Source organism: Elongatibacter sediminis (assembly GCF_037892215.1).
Classification (GTDB): domain Bacteria; phylum Pseudomonadota; class Gammaproteobacteria; order Xanthomonadales; family SZUA-36; genus Elongatibacter; species Elongatibacter sediminis.
Window position 1 is genome coordinate 404,099 of record NZ_JAZHOG010000001.1, and the last position, 19,735, is coordinate 423,833.

At 63.4% G+C, this 19,735-nt stretch carries 24 protein-coding genes; 17 read left to right on the forward strand and 7 right to left on the reverse strand.

Features of this window, described 5'->3' with window-relative positions; translation table 11 throughout:
* Positions 1 to 96: 96 nt before the first annotated feature.
* A complete protein-coding gene (locus V3330_RS01560; RefSeq protein ID WP_354693620.1) occupies positions 97 to 1,086 on the forward strand; it encodes a metal-dependent hydrolase in 990 nt (329 codons plus the stop codon).
* A 67-nt stretch (positions 1,087 to 1,153) separates the two neighbouring features.
* On the opposite strand, the gene V3330_RS01565 is transcribed toward V3330_RS01560, so the two are convergent.
* From V3330_RS01565 to V3330_RS01575, 3 genes are all read right to left on the reverse strand, one after another.
* Positions 1,154 to 1,891, reverse strand: a complete 738-nt coding sequence (locus V3330_RS01565; protein ID WP_354693621.1) for a prolyl hydroxylase family protein — start codon at positions 1,889 to 1,891, stop codon at positions 1,154 to 1,156.
* 47 nt (positions 1,892 to 1,938) lie between these two features.
* Positions 1,939 to 2,361, reverse strand: a complete 423-nt coding sequence (locus V3330_RS01570) for a hypothetical protein (protein ID WP_354693622.1) — start codon at positions 2,359 to 2,361, stop codon at positions 1,939 to 1,941.
* 139 nt (positions 2,362 to 2,500) lie between these two features.
* Positions 2,501 to 2,947, reverse strand: a complete 447-nt coding sequence (locus V3330_RS01575) for a cupin domain-containing protein (RefSeq protein WP_354693623.1) — start codon at positions 2,945 to 2,947, stop codon at positions 2,501 to 2,503.
* Positions 2,948 to 3,076: 129 nt separating this feature from the next.
* Between V3330_RS01575 and V3330_RS01580 the strand changes: the two genes are divergently transcribed.
* Positions 3,077 to 3,526 carry a pyridoxamine 5'-phosphate oxidase family protein gene (locus tag V3330_RS01580; protein ID WP_354693624.1) on the forward strand — a complete coding sequence of 150 codons (450 nt, stop codon included), beginning with the start codon at positions 3,077 to 3,079 and terminating at the stop codon, positions 3,524 to 3,526.
* Between the two features lie 12 nt (positions 3,527 to 3,538).
* Positions 3,539 to 4,141 carry a hypothetical protein gene (locus V3330_RS01585; protein ID WP_354693625.1) on the forward strand — a complete coding sequence of 201 codons (603 nt, stop codon included), beginning with the start codon at positions 3,539 to 3,541 and terminating at the stop codon, positions 4,139 to 4,141.
* A gap of 93 nt (positions 4,142 to 4,234) precedes the next feature.
* On the opposite strand, the gene V3330_RS01590 is transcribed toward V3330_RS01585, so the two are convergent.
* Positions 4,235 to 5,479 (reverse strand): NupC/NupG family nucleoside CNT transporter, encoded by a 1,245-nt coding sequence (locus V3330_RS01590; RefSeq protein WP_354693626.1) that lies wholly within the window; start codon positions 5,477 to 5,479, stop codon positions 4,235 to 4,237.
* 172 nt (positions 5,480 to 5,651) lie between these two features.
* Between V3330_RS01590 and V3330_RS01595 the strand changes: the two genes are divergently transcribed.
* From V3330_RS01595 to mtnC, 3 genes are read left to right on the forward strand one after another with little or no spacing between them, the layout of a single operon-like run.
* Positions 5,652 to 6,284, forward strand: coding sequence for a methylthioribulose 1-phosphate dehydratase (locus V3330_RS01595; RefSeq protein WP_354693627.1), 633 nt, complete (start codon positions 5,652 to 5,654; stop codon positions 6,282 to 6,284).
* Positions 6,281 to 6,841, forward strand: coding sequence for a 1,2-dihydroxy-3-keto-5-methylthiopentene dioxygenase (locus V3330_RS01600; RefSeq protein ID WP_354693628.1), 561 nt, complete (start codon positions 6,281 to 6,283; stop codon positions 6,839 to 6,841). The genes V3330_RS01595 and V3330_RS01600 overlap by 4 nt, the downstream gene beginning before the upstream one ends.
* Positions 6,838 to 7,524, forward strand: coding sequence for an acireductone synthase (gene mtnC, locus V3330_RS01605; RefSeq protein WP_354693629.1), 687 nt, complete (start codon positions 6,838 to 6,840; stop codon positions 7,522 to 7,524). Before V3330_RS01600 ends, mtnC begins: the two co-directional genes overlap by 4 nt.
* Positions 7,525 to 7,564: 40 nt before the next feature.
* Here the strand turns inward: mtnC and V3330_RS01610 are convergent, their stop codons facing one another.
* Positions 7,565 to 7,873, reverse strand: coding sequence for a DUF1244 domain-containing protein (locus V3330_RS01610; RefSeq protein WP_354693880.1), 309 nt, complete (start codon positions 7,871 to 7,873; stop codon positions 7,565 to 7,567).
* 143 nt (positions 7,874 to 8,016) lie between these two features.
* Here V3330_RS01610 and V3330_RS01615 point away from each other — a divergent pair, with 143 nt between their 5' ends.
* The 5 genes from V3330_RS01615 to V3330_RS01635 all read left to right on the forward strand — a co-directional run bounded on the left by V3330_RS01615 (position 8,017) and on the right by V3330_RS01635 (position 11,030).
* Positions 8,017 to 8,880, forward strand: a complete 864-nt coding sequence (locus V3330_RS01615) for a hypothetical protein (RefSeq protein WP_354693630.1) — start codon at positions 8,017 to 8,019, stop codon at positions 8,878 to 8,880.
* A 43-nt stretch (positions 8,881 to 8,923) separates the two neighbouring features.
* A complete protein-coding gene (locus V3330_RS01620) occupies positions 8,924 to 9,397 on the forward strand; it encodes a DUF6152 family protein (RefSeq protein ID WP_354693631.1) in 474 nt (157 codons plus the stop codon).
* Between the two features lie 74 nt (positions 9,398 to 9,471).
* Positions 9,472 to 9,984 (forward strand): hypothetical protein, encoded by a 513-nt coding sequence (locus V3330_RS01625; RefSeq protein WP_354693632.1) that lies wholly within the window; start codon positions 9,472 to 9,474, stop codon positions 9,982 to 9,984.
* A 14-nt stretch (positions 9,985 to 9,998) separates the two neighbouring features.
* Positions 9,999 to 10,658 carry a class I SAM-dependent methyltransferase gene (locus V3330_RS01630; protein WP_354693633.1) on the forward strand — a complete coding sequence of 220 codons (660 nt, stop codon included), beginning with the start codon at positions 9,999 to 10,001 and terminating at the stop codon, positions 10,656 to 10,658.
* A gap of 75 nt (positions 10,659 to 10,733) precedes the next feature.
* Positions 10,734 to 11,030, forward strand: a complete 297-nt coding sequence (locus tag V3330_RS01635) for a hypothetical protein (protein ID WP_354693634.1) — start codon at positions 10,734 to 10,736, stop codon at positions 11,028 to 11,030.
* A gap of 297 nt (positions 11,031 to 11,327) precedes the next feature.
* Here V3330_RS01635 and V3330_RS01640 read toward each other — a convergent pair whose 3' ends face one another.
* A complete protein-coding gene (locus V3330_RS01640; protein WP_354693635.1) occupies positions 11,328 to 12,236 on the reverse strand; it encodes a LysR family transcriptional regulator in 909 nt (302 codons plus the stop codon).
* A 115-nt stretch (positions 12,237 to 12,351) separates the two neighbouring features.
* Here V3330_RS01640 and V3330_RS01645 point away from each other — a divergent pair, with 115 nt between their 5' ends.
* The 4 genes from V3330_RS01645 to V3330_RS01660 all read left to right on the forward strand — a co-directional run bounded on the left by V3330_RS01645 (position 12,352) and on the right by V3330_RS01660 (position 15,816).
* Positions 12,352 to 12,759: a VOC family protein gene (locus V3330_RS01645; protein ID WP_354693636.1), complete on the forward strand. Its 408-nt coding sequence runs from the start codon at positions 12,352 to 12,354 to the stop codon at positions 12,757 to 12,759.
* A gap of 26 nt (positions 12,760 to 12,785) precedes the next feature.
* Positions 12,786 to 14,465 carry a pyridoxamine 5'-phosphate oxidase family protein gene (locus tag V3330_RS01650; protein WP_354693637.1) on the forward strand — a complete coding sequence of 560 codons (1,680 nt, stop codon included), beginning with the start codon at positions 12,786 to 12,788 and terminating at the stop codon, positions 14,463 to 14,465.
* A gap of 241 nt (positions 14,466 to 14,706) precedes the next feature.
* Entirely contained in the window at positions 14,707 to 15,294 is a 588-nt protein-coding gene (locus V3330_RS01655; protein ID WP_354693638.1) for a P-loop nucleotide/nucleoside kinase family protein, read from the forward strand.
* A gap of 90 nt (positions 15,295 to 15,384) precedes the next feature.
* Entirely contained in the window at positions 15,385 to 15,816 is a 432-nt protein-coding gene (locus V3330_RS01660) for a hypothetical protein (RefSeq protein ID WP_354693639.1), read from the forward strand.
* Between the two features lie 6 nt (positions 15,817 to 15,822).
* Here the strand turns inward: V3330_RS01660 and V3330_RS01665 are convergent, their stop codons facing one another.
* On the reverse strand, positions 15,823 to 16,800 hold the full coding sequence (locus V3330_RS01665; protein ID WP_354693640.1) for a quinone oxidoreductase family protein: 978 nt from the start codon (positions 16,798 to 16,800) through the stop codon (positions 15,823 to 15,825).
* A gap of 214 nt (positions 16,801 to 17,014) precedes the next feature.
* Here V3330_RS01665 and V3330_RS01670 point away from each other — a divergent pair, with 214 nt between their 5' ends.
* Together V3330_RS01670 and V3330_RS01675 are read left to right on the forward strand one after the other, a co-directional pair.
* A complete protein-coding gene (locus V3330_RS01670; RefSeq protein ID WP_354693641.1) occupies positions 17,015 to 17,239 on the forward strand; it encodes a hypothetical protein in 225 nt (74 codons plus the stop codon).
* 195 nt (positions 17,240 to 17,434) lie between these two features.
* The gene (locus V3330_RS01675; RefSeq protein WP_354693642.1) at positions 17,435 to 19,486 is read left to right on the forward strand and encodes a prealbumin-like fold domain-containing protein; all 2,052 of its coding nucleotides are present in this window, start codon (positions 17,435 to 17,437) and stop codon (positions 19,484 to 19,486) included.
* Positions 19,487 to 19,735 lie beyond the last annotated feature (249 nt).

A 19,735-nucleotide genomic window follows, 5' to 3' on the forward strand; every position in this document is an offset into this window, starting at 1 on the left:
TCGGTACCACGCCGCGCCGGATACAGCATCGCCCACCCGGACGGATTCGCCGTTGCTCCTCCCGGCCCACGTGGCCGAACCACCCGGTAGAACCCGGTGGATTCCATCACGCAAGCCGCGCTGGGCGCTGTAATTGGCGGTGTATGCGTGCCCGCTCCACAGCGCAGGCTTGGCCTGGCGGCCGGCGCGGTGCTCGGCACGCTGCCGGACCTGGACGTGCTGATCGACTACGGCGATGCGGTGGCCAACTTCACCCGCCATCGCGGCTTCAGCCACTCACTGCTCGTGCTCGCGCCCTTCTCCGTTTCGCTGTGGTTGCTGTTGCGTCGCTGGTGGGCCCCGGTGCGCTCGGCGCCGCGGCACTGGCTCGCGGCGATCTCCCTGGTGCTGCTGAGCCATCCGCTGCTCGATGCACACACCGCATACGGCACGCAGCTGTTCTGGCCACTGGACACGCCACCGGTCAGCTGGTCGACGCTGTTCATCATCGATCCGCTATATACCCTGCCGCTGCTGGCCGCCGTGCTGGTCGCAGTGTTCCGTCCGCGCGCAGCACGGACCACACGGGTGATGGGCGCGGCACTGGTACTGTCGACGGCCTACATCGGCTGGTCGTGGGTCGCCAAATCGCTGGTTCAACAGGAACTGGACAAGGCCCTCGCCTTGCACGGACTGCACAACCGGCCGGTTTTCACCACACCCACCTATTTCAACACCCTGCTGTGGCGGGTCGTGGTACTCGACGGCGACGGTTACCTGGAAGGCTTCGATTCCCTGTTGATTGAAGAAGCGGAATTGCACCTGCAACGCCACGATTCGGATACCGCGGCGCTGCAGGCGGCAACCGAAGTGGCCGCGGTGTCGCGGCTGCAATGGTTTGCCCGCGGATTCAATCGCGCGCGCGTCGACGGCGACCTGTTGCTGATCACGGACCTGAGAATGGGCCAGGAGCCCTACTACGCCTTCACCCATGTCGCGGCCCGGCGCGGCAACCCGCACTGGACGCCCGTCGTCACCGAGACCCGCCAGCCCGCGTATCCGTCGTCCCTGTTGAATCTGACCTGGCGGCGAATTTTTTCCGAGTAATCCCCGCGACCCCAATCACGATGGCGCCAGGCCAGTGCAGCCGTGCACGCTGCAAACGGGAATTCGCCTAGGCCGAAAACGGGATGACCCCCTCGGGTGGCCCCGCGAACACCCGCCGCGCACCGGCCACCGCCGCCCAGCTGACCACCGCGTACCGCGTCCCCGCGAACACCTTTTCGGCGCGGTGCTCGTAGCGGTTGTCGGACGGAAAGACCAGCAGGTCACCGGTCCGTGGACGGTAGTGGAAATTGAAGTGGATGAAGGTCAGACCACCGCCCTTGAAGTCCTCGTTCAGGTACAGCAGCAGGCTCAGATCCCGGTCGCGCACCTTGTACCAGGCATTGCGATCACGGACGACCTGGCAGCTATCGGCATGGCGGTGATAAAAGCCGCCCGGCTTGTAACACAGGATCCGCGGAGTCTCGAACCATTCCGGCGTCTGACCGAAGCGTTGCGCGCCTTCGACAAATCCCTGCCGCACGTGATCGTCGATTTTCCGGCGCAACACACCCGGCTTCACGTCGTAGCAGACCCGCCCGGGATCCGGCCGCGATCCCGCGGCCCGGCCCGACGAGGTGTTGACGTCCGTGACGGTGGCCCGCTCCCGCGGTTGACGCTCCAGACGCCGCACCCATTTGTTGCAGACCCCGGGGTCCACGAATCCGGGGAACACCAGCACACCGGCCGGCAGCGAACGCTCGGCGGCCTTCGAACCGCAACATGCGCCGAAGGTTTTGCCACTGCGGCAGAAACAGGGCTCGTGTTCGCCCGGGGAAAAATTCGGTACCGGAAATCCGATCTGCATGATGTTGCGACGCGGTTGGCGGTCTGAAACGAATGTGGCCCCGGACTTTACCAGCGATGGAAGAAAAAACGGAAATTTCCCAGCGGGGAGACGTAGATTTCGCCCTGCCCGGTGTATTCGGGCTTCATGTCGATCACCCATCCACCGGGTGCAAACCAGCGAGCCGAACGCCGCTCCAGTTCGATCCGCCCCAGTTCGGGAGCACCCAGGCGGCTCCACCGAACCTTGCCATCACGCCCACGCAACACAAACACCGTTCCCGGCGCCGGCCCCAGATTCTGCCTGGCCTCGAGAACAAAAAAGGTGACCCCCAGAATTTTCAAGTCGGTCTGGGACATGACCGGCAGGCCGATCGGATCGAAACCAAAGGGTTCTGCCTCGAACGGACCTTCGAGCGAGGTCCGGTGGGGAAGCCAGAAGTAAGCCGCTACCCAGCACCCGAGCAACAACACCAGCAACAGTAACTTCAACTGTTTTTTTCTGCCTTTTAAGCGCATGACAATCCGTGTCTGCTTCCTGGCCACACCCCACAGAATAGGCACATCACCATCACGGCACAAATCTCCGGGCAGGCCACGGCACGAACGGCCGGGTCAACCGGCACCCAACTCATTCCCCGTCAACCGAGTTGGGCACCCCCTCTGCTCCGGCGTAGACCGCCAGGATTTTCACCACGCCACGGCCCGCATTGAAGCCGCTGTGCGGCGTATCGAACGCCTCGACAAACGCGTCGCCCGCCCGGTAATGAATCACGCCGACATCCGGATATTCCACGGCCAGTTCCCCCTGGATGATGTAGCCCATCAGAGGTACAGGGTGGTGATGAAACGGTATGGTCCCGTGCGGCGGAACCGTCAACAGCACGGTGGTGATACGCGCGCGCCCCGCCGGGTACTCGAATTCCTGACCCAGGACGGTTTCATCGGTGTCCAGCAGAATTTCGACACCGATTTCCTTTTTCGCGGCAGCGGCCGGCGCGGCTGCGTCGGCACGCGCCAGGAAGGCGACGAGCACACAGGCGAAGAGGACACGACCGTATCCGGACAATCTGTTCATGACAACCCCCTTTTCGTATGCAACCATACGTTATGCCCGCAGCTTGGTGATCCGGGCCGTTCCGTATGGTAGCGCAACGGGCATTGCCGTGTGTACTGCTTCGTCCACCCCACTTCCATGGAGAAGTCAGTGAGCGAGATTCGTGATACCAGCGCCTGGAACCGGGCGCAGATCGAGATGTTTCTGAACGAACAACGCATTCCGATTCGCCTGGCCTGCATCACGCCTTCGGGCGCGCCGCTGGTTTGTTCGCTGTGGTACGGCTACCACGACGACGCCCTGTGGTGTGCGACCCAGAACAATGCACGCGTGGTCCGGTACCTGACTGAATACCCCGCCTGCGGATTCGAAATCGCGCCCGAGTCGGCACCCTACCGCGGGGTGCGCGGACAGGCCGACGCGCACATCGACGCGGGCGCGGGGCGTCATGAACTGGAGCTCCTGATCGACCGTTATCTCGACGGACGGGAATCCGCGTTTGCGCAATGGCTGCTGAGACGCGCCGACCAGGAGGTCGCCATTCGGATTGAACCGCGCTGGATGACCGCATGGGATTTCACGGCGCGCATGACGCCCTAGGGCTACATCGCGATGCCCCGCTACCTGTGGATACTGCTCGCCCTGCTGTCGATCTTCGCATGGCGCCAGTGGTCGCAGCGTGAAATCGTCCATCCGCCCGGCCAACTTTCGCCGCGCCCACCGATACAGCAGGCACTGACGCCCGATTCACCACTGACGCTCGGTGAGTTTGAGCTCCAGCCCCGGGCGGCTTTCCAGGTGCACGCCCGTGTGCTGTCCACCCGCCGCTACCGCTGGGGCCGGGAAGCTGATCTGGCACCGGTCGACCTGGCGCTGGGCTGGGGCCCGATGTCCGACCAGGCGGTCCTGGACCGGATGGATATCTCCCAGGGCAACCGATGGTATTTCACGCATTACACGTTACCCGCACCCCTGCCCGACGGGGCAATCATCCGCAACAGCAGCAACATGCACATGGTGCCGGCGGAGCCATGGATCCACGACGAACTGCTGGACCTGCGTCCCGGTGACGTGGTTCGGCTCGAGGGTTTTCTCGTCGATGCGCGGGATTCCGCGGGCTTTACCTGGACAACCTCGCTGTCACGCGAGGATACCGGCAACGGCGCCTGCGAGCTGTTCTATGTAAGTGCGTTCAGCCGCGCTCCGCGCCCGTGATGCCGCGACCACGAAAACCACCACTCCGAATCCATCACGGCTTACCGGCCAACCCGCTCCCGAGCCCGTCACTGAACGGAAGCGGGAACGACGTTACAGCAAAATCCCGACCACGCAGGCAGCGCTGAAGGTCGCGAGGCTGCCGGCGATCAGCGAGCGGAATCCGAACCGGATGATCTCGTCTCGCCGCTCCGGCACCATCGTGATCAGGCCCGTCACCATGATGCCAAGGCTGATGAAATTCGCGAAGCCGCACAACGCATAGGCGATGATGGTCCGGCTGCGCAGGCCAAGCGTGTCCGGCGACAGTTCCCCGAGACGGACGTAGGCGATGAATTCGGTCAGCACCGTCTTGGCGCCCAGCAACTCGCCGGTCACCAGCGCGTCCCGCCACGGAATGCCCATCAGCCAGGTCATCGGCGCCAGCACGTAACCCAGCAGGCGCTCCAAAGTGACCGGTCGCCCGCCGAAGCCGGGAAACAGGCCGAGAAAAGCGTTCACCAGATACACCAGGGCCACCACCACGATCGCCATCGCGATGATGTTGAGAAAAATCTGCAGCCCCACCTGGGTGCTGCGCGCGACGACATCCATGACGCTGCTGCCGCCACGATCCACCGTCCCCTCGCGCGAGGTGATTGCGCCCGTGTTGGGCATCAGCAGATGCGACACGTAAACCACGCCGGGCAAGGTAATCAGCGAGGCGCTGAACAGGTGCCCGACGGCATCCGGCACGACATCGCTGATCACCGCGGCCTCGATCGCCATCATCGAACCGGCGATGGTGGCCATGCCGGCCACCATCACCGAGAACAGTTCACTGCTGCTCAACCGCGCCAGGTAGGGGCGGATCAGCAACGGTGCCTCGACCATGCCGAGGAAGGCGTTGGCGACGATGGCGAAGCCGGGAGCGCCACCGATGCGCAGGGTTTTTTCCAGCAGCAGTGACATCAGGCGCAGAATCACCGGCAGGATTCCGGAATAGATCAGCAGGCCGGACAGCACACTGATCACGATGACCAGCGGCAGGGTCTGAAACGCCAGAATCACCCCGGCACCCTCGTCCACCACATCGTACGGGACCGCGCCGCCCCCCAGGTGGCCAAAAATAAAGGAGGTCCCGGCCCGGGTTGCGTCTTGCAGCACCGCGATTCCCTGGTTGAGCAGGCGGAAAAGATGCTGCGAGCCGGGCAGCTTCAACAACAGCAGAGCGAATACGAACTGCAGGGCGAGGCTCTTGACGACCAGGCCCGGGCGGATCGATTTCCGGTCGAAGCTGAAGGCCGCGCAGCCCAGCGTGATCGCCACCAGCCCCAGTATTCCCTGCAGATTTTCCATCGTTTTCAAGACCCCTGCGCTCGATCGACCGGCAGTATAGTGCATCCCGTCAGTCGTCCTGACCACGGGGGCCGGCCGAGCCGGGCCCGTGATCGCTCTCCTCCGGCGCTCGCACCATGATTGTGGACACCGAGCGGGAAAAATCCTTCGCGCTTCCGTAAAATCGACCGGCATGAACCACAGCGACGACTTTGCCCAGCGCAGCGCCGAACTGATCGGGGCCGGCCGCTACATGCATGACCGGGGTTGGGTGCCGGCGACCAGTGGCAATTTCTCGGCGCGCCTGCGCAGCGGAGAGATCGCGATCACGGTATCCGGCCGCCACAAGGGACGACTGGAACCCAATGACATCATGCGGGTGGACCTGGCCGGCACATCACTGGACGGTAGCCGGCCCTCGGCCGAAACCCTGCTGCACACGTCCCTGTACCAGCGCTTTGGGGAAACAGGCAGCGTGCTGCATGCGCATTCGCCCGGCTCCATCCTGGCATCACGGGTTTTTCCCGGCGGACTGGAATTGAGTGATCACGAATTGCTCAAGGCCCTGCCCGGCATCACCACGCACGAGACACGTGTTCGCATCCCCGTGTTCGCGAACGACCAGGACATGAACCGGCTGACCGCCCGGGTGTCCGATTATCTCGACCGTCAGCCCGACTGCCCCGGCTATGTGATAGCCGGCCACGGTTTCTATACCTGGGGCGCGACGGTCGACGACGCACTGAGGCACGCCGAAGCACTGGAATTCCTGTTCGACATCGAGGTCCGGCTGCACAGCCGAACCCAAGGAGACCTGCAACCATGAGTGTACTCGCCATTTACCCCCAGGCCCGGCCGGAACAGCCTGAAGTGATACGCGATGCCGACGCCATCGGCAAGCGACTCGACCGTATCGGCGTGCGTTTCGAACGCTGGTCGGCCAACCGGTCCCTGAACGCGGATGCCGACCAGGATGCGGTACTGGATGCCTATCGCGAGTCCGTGGACCGCCTGATGCAAAGTCACGGCTTCAAGACCGCCGACGTGATCAGCGTCGCACCGGACTTTCCCGACCGCGAAGCCCTGCGCCACAAGTTCCTCTCCGAGCATACCCACAGCGAATTCGAGGTGCGCTTTTTCGTCGAGGGCCGGGGCCTGTTTTTCCTGCACCCCGACGAAGACGTGTATGCGGTACTGTGCGAGAAAGGCGACCTGCTCAGTGTGCCCGCCAACATGAAGCACTGGTTCGACACCGGCGCCGAACCGGACCTCAAGGCCATCCGTCTGTTCACCAATCCGGAAGGCTGGGTGGCTCGCTACACCGGAGACGACATCGCCGACGGGCTGCCGAAAATGGAGCGCTTCCTGGAGCAGTGCGCGTGAGTGACTCCGCACCGGCTCGCGCCATACTGACCGACATCGAGGGGACGACGTCCTCGCTGTCGTTCGTCAAGGATGTGCTGTTTCCCTACGCCCGTGAGCGCATGGACGAGTTCATCCGCGAGCACGGTGACGAGCCGCCCGTTCGGCGCGAACTGGGGGCCGTCAGTGAGCTCGCCGGCAAGCCGCTCAGCGACCGTGAAGCGACCGCGCAGCTGCTCGAATGGATCGACGAGGATCGCAAGGCGACCCCGCTCAAGGCCCTGCAGGGAATGATCTGGGAACACGGCTACCGCCAGGGAGACTTCAAAGGTCACGTATACGAGGACGCCGCCCGCCGGCTCTACGAATGGGCCGATGCCGGTCTGCGCCTGTGCGTGTTCTCATCCGGGTCGGTTCAGGCCCAGAAGCTCCTGTTCGGACACTCCGAGGCGGGCGATCTGACGCCGCTGTTCAGCGGCTGGTTCGATACCCGCATCGGCGCCAAGCACGAAGCGGAAGCCTACCGCAGGATTGCTGGCGAAATCGGACTGCCGCCGAACGAAATCCTGTTCCTGTCGGATATCGATCGGGAACTGGACGCAGCGGCCGCCGCCGGCCTGCGCACCACCCTGCTCAACCGGGATGGCCAGTGTGCCGCGGAGGGCCACCCCGTGGCCACGAATTTCGACGAGGTCCGCCCCTGAGCGAACGCGCTGCGCCCGGCGCCCATCTCGCGCCGCAGGCTCAGGTCGTGAGGTCCGGATCTGACATCACGCGGCTGAATGCCTCGCGCTGCTCCGGCGAGGCTTCCTTCTGGTATTTCTCCTTCCACTCCCCGTAGGGCATGCCGTAGATGTGTTGGCGCGCCTCGTCCTTCGAAAGCTCCAGGCCGCGCCGCTCGGCGGCGGCCGCGTACCATTTGCTCAGGCAGTTGCGGCAAAAGCCCGCCAGGTTCATGAGGTCGATGTTCTGGACATCCGATCGCTTGTTCAGGTGCCCGATCAGGGTGCGCAGGACTTCGGCTTCCAGTTCGGTGCGGGTTTTCGAATCTATCTCGGTCATGATCACGGTTTCCGAAATTTAGTGCCAAGAGCCTAATTTGCGTCCGACATCGCTGTCCAGTCCCTTTATCATGATCCGGTCGCTGTACTATCCTGTATCATTCCTTTCAATTCACCTGTAAACAAAAATCGCTTATGCATCCCGTTTCCGCACGAACCATTTCTCCAGCCAGTCGCCGCGGCCTGCATGCCGCCGTTCCCGGCCTGCTGCTTGTCATGGCGCTGTTTCTGATTCCGGCGGCAGCAACTGCCGAGGACTCGTCACCGCCCGACTTCGAAGGCGTGTGGATCACGGTACTGGTCGCCTTTGATGACCCGCGCTGGCGCATCGCCGACCTGGTCTGCGCGCGGACCGGCTGCTCGCTGGAGGGCTTCGAATACCTGCAGTCGCTGCTCGACGACCCGGCCAACGCCGACCGCGGCACCCGACAACTGGTCAGCGACATGGAGGACTTTCAGCGGCGCATGAACCAAACGCTGCTCACGCCGCTGGCCCGCGAGTCCCAGGAAGCATTCGATCCGTCCAAGGAAGCGTCGCTGGACTGCACGCCGGAAGGCGACAGTCTGCGCCACCAGATCCTGGCACCGCTTCCGCTGCAGATCGAACAGAAAGATGACACGGTCACCCTGCGTTACGAGTACTGGAATGCCGAGCGAACCGTCCACCTCGACCTGGATGCGCATCCGGCGGATCTCGAACCGACGCGGCTCGGCCATTCCATCGGCCACTATGAAGGCCGCACCCTGGTGGTTGAAACCCGTGGACTGATACCAAGCGAAACCGGCATTCCGGTCAGCACGCCTCTCATGCTGAGCCCGGACGCCCACGTCGAAGAACGCTACACGCTGTCCGAGGACGGCGAGACCCTCGACGTGGTGCTGAACATCATCGACCCGGCCAATTTCACCCGGCCTTTCCAGAATTACCGCAGAATGCTGCTGGCGCCCGGATGGGAACTCGAGCCCTTCGTGTGCGAGTCCATCACCGGCGAATTCTGAGCCACCTTTTCTCTGAATGACCAAGAACTGGGAAACTTATCGAATGCTTAACCGATACACCGCACTCCTGACCGTCGGCCTGCTCTGCGTGACACCGGTGCAGGCGCATCACAACCCGTCCTCGCACTACGTGATCAAGGACATGGTGACCGTCGATGGCGTGGTCACGAAATTCCGCCTGATCAATCCCCACGCGCGCATTTACTTCGACGTCACCACGCCCGAAGGCGAGGTGCAGAAGTGGTTTGCCGAGGGTAATGCCGCCGGAATTCTCAAACGCCGCGGCTGGACCAACGATTCCCTGCCCCCCGGCACCCCGATCAAGATTTCCGGTTACCCGGCGCGTGACGGCAAACACGCCCTGGACTGGAAAGTCATCGAGCTCGAAGACGGCACGGTCCTCCGTGGCGGCAACACGGTCGGCGCCGAAAAAGAAATGCTCCTCGACGACATCGACAAACGGCGCAGACAGCAACAGTCCGCGGAAGGGTCCGCAGCCGGCGACGAGTCGTCCTGACGCCCGTCGTCAGCCACGGCCACCCGCCGCTTCACCATTCAATTGCCACGAGCCCTCGCGGCTCCGGAGTAAACATGCGAAATCTGAAAGGTGTACTTTTATTCGTGTTTATGGTTTCTGGTAGTGGTTCCGCCCTGGCCGACGATCAGATCGGCGGCGATGACTGGAAACTCGATCGACTGTCTTATTACATCGGCAATTTCAGCACCTTCGCGGAAATTGTGGATATCGGCCTGAAGAAAATGGCGCTCAGCAGCGCTCTCCCACCAGAAGACATGGACCAGCTCGAGCGGGAGGTTCGACAGATCGGCAGCGACTGGTCCGTCGAGATTTATCGGGAACCCGAGTTCCTCGTCAGCGACCTGTTTCCCGAGTCCGCCACGGCCGACAAGGATGTGCTCATCATTTACCGCGGCGACACGCTGGAAGACTATTTCGCGCTGAAGGCGCGCAAGGCCGAACTGGTCGAGGCCGGCGAATACGAAGGCGAGGCCCGACGTGAAATCGCCTGGGGCGTGGGCAAGCTGCTGAGCTACCCCGACGAGAAAATCAACCAGTTGCTCGCCGGCCAGGACCGGCCTCACTGACCACAGATCAGCCGATGTCACGCCAGACCCTCAACCTTGGCGACGATCTGTACGACTATCTGCTGCGCGTGTCGCTACGCGAACCGGAGCTGTTTGCCGAATTGCGCGAGGAGACCGCCGCCCTGCCCGGCGCCGCCATGCAGATCAGCCCCGAGCAGGGACAATTCATGCGGCTGCTGGTCGAGCTGACGGGCGCCCGGCGCGCCCTCGAAGTGGGCACTTTCACCGGTTATTCGGCACTTTCGGTCGCACTGGCCATGCCGGAAGACGGCACCGTCATCACGTGCGACATCAGCGAACAAAGCACGGCCATCGCCCGGCGCTACTGGGCACGGGCGGGTCTGTCCGATCGCATCGAGCTGCGCCTCGGCCCGGCCCTGCACACCCTCGACACGCTGCTGGAACAATCCGCCGAGTCCTTCGACTTCGCCTTCATCGATGCCGACAAGGAAAACTACGACGGATACTACGAACGGCTGCTGGGTCTGGTCCGCCCCGGCGGCCTGATCGCCATAGACAACGTTCTGTGGGGCGGCTCGGTGATCGACCCGGCGAAGACGGATGCCGACACCCTGGCCATTCGTCAACTGAACGAGAAACTGGCGGTCGATGACCGGGTTTCCCTGTCCATGCTGCCAGTCGGCGACGGCCTGACCCTGGCGCGGGTGCGCTGAGCTCCGGGGAACCGGGGTCAAATCTGCTAGAATCCGCCAGCGAATCGCGCAGTCATTTCCAGCCGGAGCCAAACCGTGGAAAGCCACAATATCCAGGATGCCGTCGCGGACGAGATCGTCGACCTCGCCAATAAACTGGCCGAGGCCAACCCCGACGCCGATTACTGGGAAATCGCTGACGGTCTGCTGTCAGGCGCCATTCACTGGTGGCTGTACGCGAATATGCCCTGCGACGACCCCAACTGCGAGGATTGCGCGCCGATCAAGACGGCGGAACTGCGCATGAAGACCCTGCGCAAACTGGTCTCGGACATGGCCGAATCCAGCGACTACTATCATTCTCCCAACGACTCCAACGTCGCCCGCGCCTGAACCCGCTCAACGCCCGCCGCCAAGCCCGTGGCGGGCTCGTCGCGCCGGGCCTGATCCTGAACGGTTTGAACTCCGCCCCCCAAACGGATCAAACCTGAAGTGGATTCCAGGATTGAATTTAAATATGCGCGAAACCAAGAGCTTACTGAAATCTTTTAGCTAATGACATCACGCCGTTTGGCGGCTTGCCTGGAACTGATTGCAAAACATTTCAGCAGGAAGCAAGGCGTCACCCGCAGCCGGCCGGGCGTGATCGAAAGTCTTCGCCTGCTTCAAGCGGCACGACCCGCGTGCCGGTCAAGGCACCTGGGCGAGATCCGCATGGCCGCGCAGACTCTGCTGCATCTGTTTGACGAGGGCCCGCAGCCGGGTCGGCAGGATGCGCCCGGACGGATAAACCAGGCTGATCGGCCAGGGCTCGGGCTCGAAGTCTTCCAGCACCAGTCGCAGGCGCCCGTCGTCGACATACGGCTGAACCTGATACGAAAGAAATTTCCCGAATCCTGCTCCGTCGATGCAGGCGGCGACCGCCGCGGCGATCTGGTTGGTGGCAAACCGGCCCTGAACCGGCACCGCTGTCACCCTGCCCGCCTCCCGGAACCGCCACACGGTTCCCGGCGCCAGGCTCTCCTGACGGATGCACGGCAGTTGCGACAGTTCGGATGGATGGTCCGGGCAGCCCGACTCGGCCAGACGGCCCGGACTGGCGCACACCACACGCCGCACGTGACCGACCCGGCTGGCGACGAGCGTGGAATCGGCCAGCGGCCCGATACGCAACGCCAGATCAATGCCTTCGTCCACGAGGTCGACCAGCCGGTCGACCAGAATGAGGTCGACCCGAACGCGGGGATGCCGGTCGAGAAAACGGGTCACCAGCGGCGCGATGTAGCGTTTCCCGAATTGCACCGGGGCCGTGACCCGCAGATCCCCGCGGGGCTCCTCCTCGTCCTGGCTGACCGCCCGCTCGGCATCCTCGACATCGGCCAGGATGCGGCGGCAGCGTTCCAGGTAATCCCGCCCTTCACCGGTCAGTGACATGCGCCGCGTCGTCCGGCGCAGCAGCGTCGCGCCCAGGTGCTCCTCCAGAGACGCCAGCGCGCGAACCACGGTGGGCTGCGAGCGATCGAGCGCCACGGCCGCCGCCGTCAGACTCCCACGGTCAACGATTTCCACGAAGGTGCGCATGGCGGCCAGTCGGTCCATGCAGGCATATTAATTCACTTTATGCAGGAATCATATGCTTTTTCCTATATTTATTTCTCTTTATGAATCCTTCACACTCTCCCACACCTTAACCCGATCGACAGGAGACCGTGCCATGAACCCCACCCACCCCCGAACCCAGGGCGCCCACCACATCGGCTTGACCGTTCCCGACCTCGGGGCCGCCCGGCGTTTCTTCGCCGAGGCCCTGGGCTTCGACACGGTCGGCGAGGTGCCGGACTACCCCGCCGCTTTTCTCAGTGACGGCGAGATCATGATCACCCTGTGGCAGGCGGAAAACCCTGACCAGGCCACCCCCTTCGACCGGCGCGCCAACATCGGCCTGCACCACCTCGCCCTGCGCGCCGGCGATGCGGCCGCTCTGGCACGCTTGCACGATGCGCTGGCGGTGCGCGACGACGCCAGTGTGGAATTTGCACCCGAAGCCCTGGGTGACACCGGATTGCAGCACATGATGGTGCGCATTCCCGGCAACATCCGCCTGGAGCTGGTCGCGGCCTGAGCCGCGCCCGCCGCCGCTGTTTCGCCATGCTGTCCCCGGCCGCCAACGACGCATCGCCCTTTCACGAGGGCGAGCGCTCCGTCCAGCAGCGCGTGGGCGTTCGCGAAGCCATCGAGCCGTGGGCGCGGAAAATCGTGCGCCCCTATCTGCCGGAACAGCATCGCGAGTTCTATGCGGGGCTTCCGTTCATCGTCGCCGCGGCCCGCGACGGTGAAGGCCGGCCCTGGGCGACCTTGCTGACCGGGGCGCCGGGTTTCATCGCATCGCCCGATCCGGGCCGGCTCGTATTGAAAGGCAATCCGCTCACCGGCGACGCGCTGGATGGCAGCCTGAACGTCGGTGCGGAGCTGGGTCTGCTCGGCATCGAACTCGAAACCCGTCGCCGCAACCGGGTCAACGGCCACATCACCGCCGCCGGACCGGGCGGCCTCGAACTCACCGTGGGTCAGTCCTTCGGCAACTGCCCCCAGTACATCAGCGAACGCCACTGGCGCCGCGTGGACACCGCCAGGGATGCCGGAACCCCACAACGCGCCCTGGAACTGGACCGCGACATGATGGACTGGATCGCCGCCGCGGATACTTTCTTCATCGCCAGCGGGTATGCCGGACCCGGCCACGGCAAAACCCGGCCCGGCCGGCCTCCGGCGAACGTGGCCGACGTCCGCCACGGCCTCGACGCGTCACATCGCGGCGGCCCTCCGGGTTTCGTCCACGTGGCCGGCAGCACCCGGTTGGTTTTTCCTGACTATGCGGGCAACAACCATTTCAATACTCTGGGCAACATCCAGGTGGACCCGCGAGTGGGCCTGCTGTTCGTCGACTTCGAACGCGGTAGCCTACTCCAGATCAGCGGGCGCGCGCAGATCGATTGGGACTCGCCCGAGATCGCCCGACACCCCGGCGCGCAGCGGCTGATAACCGTGAACATCGAGCGCATCGTGCGGCTGGATCAAGTTCTGCCGCTGCGGTGGAGCGACCCTCGGGCTGCGACCCGGTCTTTACGCCTGGTGGAGCGCAAGCGCGAAAGTGAGGATGTGACATCCTTCGTCTTCGAGGCGCGCGACGGCGGGCCGCTGCCGGAGTTCCAGGCCGGCCAGCACTTGCCCATCGAACTGGCGGCACCCGGCGGCCAGACCCTTTCGCGCTCGTATTCACTGTCCGGCGATCCGGCCGACCCGCGATACCGCATCAGCGTCAAGCGGGAAGCCCGGGGCGCCGCCTCCCGCCTGCTGCACGACACCCTTCAGACGGGCGACCTTGTCGCTGCGCGGCCGCCAGCGGGTGATTTCATCCTGCGCTGTTCCCGGCGCCCTTTGGTTCTGGCCGGCGCCGGAATCGGCATAACGCCCCTTGCCAGCATGCTGCATGCCCTCGGTCATCAACCGGGCAGGCGGCCCGTCCATCTCATCCACGGGGTACGTGACGGCGACCACCACCCACTGGCGGCGGAAATCCGCGCCATCGCAGACCGCAACCCGAACGTGGAACTCACGTTTGCCTACAGCCGCCCAAGCTCAAAGGATAAAGAGGCGGGACGCTACCATCGCCAGGGTCGCGTCGACATCGAACTGGTCCGAAGCCGGGTACCCGATCTCGATGCCGAGTTCTACCTGTGCGGACCCGCGGGATTCCTGGCAGATCTGATTCCCGCGCTGGAGGATAACGGCGTGGATTCAACGTGCATTCATTTCGAAACCTTCTAGCCGGCCGTTCATCAAGGTCCACGGTAGCAACACCGCCCGCAGCAACCACCGCCTCCTGTCCAGAGCTGGCCCGGTAGACTGTTCATCTGCTAGTGTTCGGCCGGAGCATTTGCCGGCGCAGCGAAAGGAGCACTCGGTCATGGTCCGTTATCCCATGCGAATGGCCATTGTCACAACCAGTCACCGCGCGTTCTGCGTCGCGGCCCATGACCCGGCCCTGTCCCAAGCATGACCTGAACCGATGGACCTGCCTCGCCTCGTCGTCCTGTCCGGATTGCCACGCAGTGGCAAGTCCACCGTCGCCGCTCTGCTCGCCGAACGGCACGGCTTCATCCGTGTCTGCTCTGATGACCTGCGGGAGGAATACGGCATGGTGTGGGGAACCCGGGACTCGCGTGAGTCCGTGGTGAACCACGTGGTGCACTACCGTGCGATGGAGGGGTTGATGATGGCCCGCGATGTGGTGGTCGACACCACCGGCATGTTCCGCGCGCAGCGCAGACTGTTTTTCGATTTGAGCGTGTACTCGCTCGGCAAGGTATATCCCTTGAACGCCCGCCGCCTCCTGATTTCGCTGGATGTCGACGACGCCGTCTGGCAACAACGGCAGCGGGACGCCGGGCGCGACCTGGCGCAGTTGGGTTTTTACCGCGACCGATTCGAGAGTGTCACCCCGCAAGAGATTCGCGAAGTGGACGAGCACGCGCGGTACACCAACAATACTCCCGACGAATTGGATCGCATGGGTAAAGAGATCGACCGCTTATTGTCCCAACCTCACCTGCGCAGAGACCCTTCGAACGAGAACGGCCCAGCACAGGACCGCTAAAGCGCAACCCGCCACACGGAAGCGCCATCGACAGCCATGGTGCGGAATTACTGCTACTCTGTGCATACAACAATGCGAAGGAGTACAGCCATGCAGAACACGGTCAGAACACCCGCGCACCTGTGGATCATCGGCATGATCTCATTGCTGTGGAACGCGTTCGGCGCGTTCGATTACCTCGCCACGCAGAAACAACTGGCGTCGTACATGAGCCATTTCACAGCCGAACAGATCGAGTACTTCAACAGTTTCCCGACCTGGATGGAGGCCGCCTGGGGTCTCGGTGTCTGGGGCGCTTTTTTCGGCTCACTCGCCCTGCTGCTGCGCAAGTCCTGGGCGGTGTGGTTGTTCGGCGCATCGCTGCTCGGACTCGCCGCGAGCACGCTCTACAATTTTATTCTGACCGACGGCGCTGAGATTATGGGCGCTGCGGCCATCTACATCACAGCGGCCATCTGGGCCGTGGCGCTGTTCCTGTTTTTCTATGCCAGAACCATGGCTAAGCGACACGTACTGCGCTGACACCCGTCAGGGCAGCAACACCGTCGAACCCGTGGTTTTGCGCGCCTCCAGGTCGCGGTGGGCCTGTGCGGCTTCGGCCAGCGGATAGCGCTGGTTGACGCAGATTTTCACTGCACCGCTGCCGACCACCTCGAACCACTCATCGCAGGCGGCGAACAGGCGTTCCCGCGTGTCGATGAAATCGAACAGAATGGGCCGGGTCACATAAAGGGAATGGCGTTTCGCCAGTTCGGCCGGAGAAAACGGATCGACCGGCCCGGAGGCATTGCCGAAACTCACCATGACCCCGTGCGGGCGCAGAGCATCCAGTGAGTCGAAAAACGTGTCCCGGCCCACCGAGTCATAAACCGCAGCCACGCCTTCGCCGCCAGTCAGTTCGCGCACGGCGCCAGGCAGGTCATCGTGATCGGACATCAGTACGTGGTGACAGCCCTGAGTCCTGGCCAGCCCGGCTTTTTGCTCCGTGCTGACCACACCGATGACCGTCGCCCCCAGGTGTCGCGCCCACTGACTGGCCAGGGATCCGACACCGCCCGCGGCCGCGTGCAACAGAATCGCATCTCCGTCGCGCACCGGGTAGCTGCGCTTGAGCAGGTACCAGGCGGTCAGCCCCTTGAGCAGGCCGGCCGCGGCCTGCTCGTCGCTGACCGCATCCGGTATCGGCACCAGGCGGTCGGCGGCGAAATTTCGCTGCTCCGAATACGCATCGGCGGGCCGGCCCGTGTAAACCACGCGATCACCGGGCGCAATCGAGTCCACGCCCGCGCCCACTGCCTCGACGATGCCAGCCGCCTCGCTGCCCAGTCCCGACGGCAATTCCACCGGGTACAGGCCGGTGCGGTGATACGTGTCGATGAAGTTGAGCCCGATGGCCGTATGACGGATGCGGGCCTCGCCGGGGCCCGGCTCGGCTAGTTCGACGGTTTCGAACCGGAGCACTTCCGGTCCGCCATGTTCATGAATTCGGATTGCGCGGGTCTTCATTTGTCACCTTGATGTATTGCGAGATTTGGCTTTTCGGACTGGAGTGATTGACCGGACCTTGCCGATTGATGCCCCGAAAGACCATCATCGCGCAGGATGACCCCGTTACGCCAGTCACCACAATGACAGGTCGCGTCAATCCTTCTTCAATTGCGAATGATTCTCATTTGCGGTAAGATTCAGCCGTGGATCTTCCACGTACACGGAGACGGCAATGCGCTACGACGACTACGCGGGTGCCATCGAACACCGCTGGCTCGAATACCGGCTGCAACGCTGCAGCGAACAGGATTACGACCAACCTGCCGATGCAGGCACCTGTGCACGGAAAACCGTGCGCGATTGCGTCTGCCCCTGCATCGCCTCGGAGGAAAACATCTGCAACGCGCTGTCGGCGTCGATCACCGAATCCATGCTCGGCACGGGTTTCTGCCGCTGACCAGGCTTCGCCGCCCGCCGAGGGCGCCCACTCCAGGCAACCGCTCCAAGCCATTGAACCATCCACTGGCGGCACCCGGATTACCACGGTTATACTCTCGAAGCGTCACATCCAGGGCGGTTTCATGGCCCGGGCCCAACAATAACCATAACCTGCCCGCCGCCGCTGCGCCGAGGCTTTCCAGGAGCAGCAGCCATGGCCGTGCCCGGACCGTTGACTCACCTCACACCCACACGCCGCGTTGCTCTCTGGCTGGCGTTCTGCCTGATGGGTCTGGTGACCCTGATCAGTGTCTCGCCGTCGCTGCAGGCCGCAACGGCAGCCGACGAACCGACCACACTCGTGTTCGAAGTGACCGAGGAGCCGGACGGCATTCGCTGGACAGTGGTGGAGGCCGGTTTCATCGGCATTACCGGGGCTGATAGAAACTCGAACATACCCTCGGTGGCCGAACCCGGGATGAGTGAATCCGGCGATGATTCGGAAATCGTCCTGAACGTGGCTCCGGCTGGCAGCCGAAGTCTGGTTTTCCGCTTTACGCGCACCGCAGACACATCCGGTTTTCGCAGGATATCCACCCATGGCTTCAGCACCCCCGCCATTTCGCGAACCTGGGATGGTCCAGATGATCAGCCCTGCATACCTGGACGTACCAGTTTGTTCAGAAACCATTGGGCACTGAAGGTGGCTCAGGGAGGAGGATTCGCCTATTTCACCCAAACCGGCGAACCTTCCTGCTGGGCCGAAGGCGCCACCGCACTGTTCGAAGGCAGTTTCGCATCCACCGGCATCATTCCCGGAGTGGAGAGCAAGGTCCGCTGGGATGGCCGTGTTCCCTTGCAACACGGCTTGACCATCCGCACGATCGCCACCGCTTCGCTGACCGTGGTGCTGAAAGAATTCCCGGCCGCAGGCACCGACTTCGCGTTCACGGGCGGCCTTGCCGGCGAGCCGGAACCGGCCGCCTTCACGCTTGACGATGCGTCACCGGACGATACCGACACGATAACGGACACCCATGTATTCAGCCACATCATCGCCGGCACCTACGAGGTCAGCGACCTGCTTCCCGACGGCTGGCGCGCGACCGCAAGCTGCACCGGCGGCGGCGACCCCGGCGTACTGGCCAGTGGCGTTCTCACTGTGGCCGTGCAGGCGCGCGAGGACGTGGTGTGCACATTCGAACACGTGCGCCAAGCCGAGATCACCGTGGTGCAGGAAACCGTGCCCGAGGGTTCGCAGGACTTCAGCTTTTCCGGCGACCTGGACACATTCATCCTGGACGACGACGCCGATCCGGTTCTGGCCAATAGCACCAGCGCATACGTTCCGGCCGGAACGTATGCGGTAAGCCAGACACCGGTTGCGGATTTCGATCTGATGTCGATCGATTGCGGTTCGGCGCAGGCGGTGATCGATCAAGCGGCACGCACGGCGACCCTGACGGTGGAAACCGCCGAAACCGTGACCTGCACCTTTCGCAACCAGCAGCGCGGCGCCATCACCATTGACCTCGAGGCCCTGCCGGCAACGGACCAGACATTCCCGTTCGCCGGTGATCTCGGTGCATTCATACTGGATGCCGACAGCGCCGACCCGGAATGGCCCGCGAGCGTGACGTTCGAACACCTGATGGCTGGCAACCATACGGTGCAGGAAAACGTCCCGGCCGGCTGGGCCGTGTCCGAAGTCATCTGCGATGACGACAACTCCAGTGCCGACGATGCCAGCGCCACCATCCATCTCGAACCCGGTGAGCGGGTCGGCTGCCGGTTCAGCAACCACTCGGCGATGACCGACCTGGGGATGGTGAAAACCGCCGAACAGGAGCCCGGTTCCTACGATCTCGGCTTTCACCTCACCGTGACCAATCACGGACCCGCCCCGGCGGAAAACCTGGTGGTCACCGACCCCCTGCAGCCCGGGTTGATTCACGAGCACAACGACTGCGGCGGCATCATCACCGCCGAAGACGAGGCCGAAACCTTTACCTGGTCCATCGACACCCTGGCACCGGGCGAGCAGGCCACCTGCACACTGTGGGTGATCGATGCGGTACAGGAAGCCTTCGTCAACCAGGCCACATTCAGCATGGACCAGACCGACCCCGAACCGGCCAACGACAGCGGCACGGCATCCGTCGCAGCCGACCCCCGCGAAATCCCAGCCCTCAGCGGCTGGAGCGCCCTGCTCCTGATCCTCGCAATCATCACACTCACCCTGTCGCGGAGCAGATATTTGGGGTAAGAATAAAACTCATCCCCGGACGATTTTGCGCGGACCCCAAGTATCGCAACGGCCTCTCGCCACCAAACGCTGCCAAAACGCAGCCAGAACGCAGCCAGATCGCTTTGATCAACGGGTGGTGCCGGATGGCTGATCCTGTGGCCATGCACACCACCGAAAACACGTGAACAGAACCACCGTAAAGGCCGCTTTTGGTGTGCGATTTCCTGCGGTTCCCACTCACCCGTGCAACGCTCGCCAGAGCGAAGA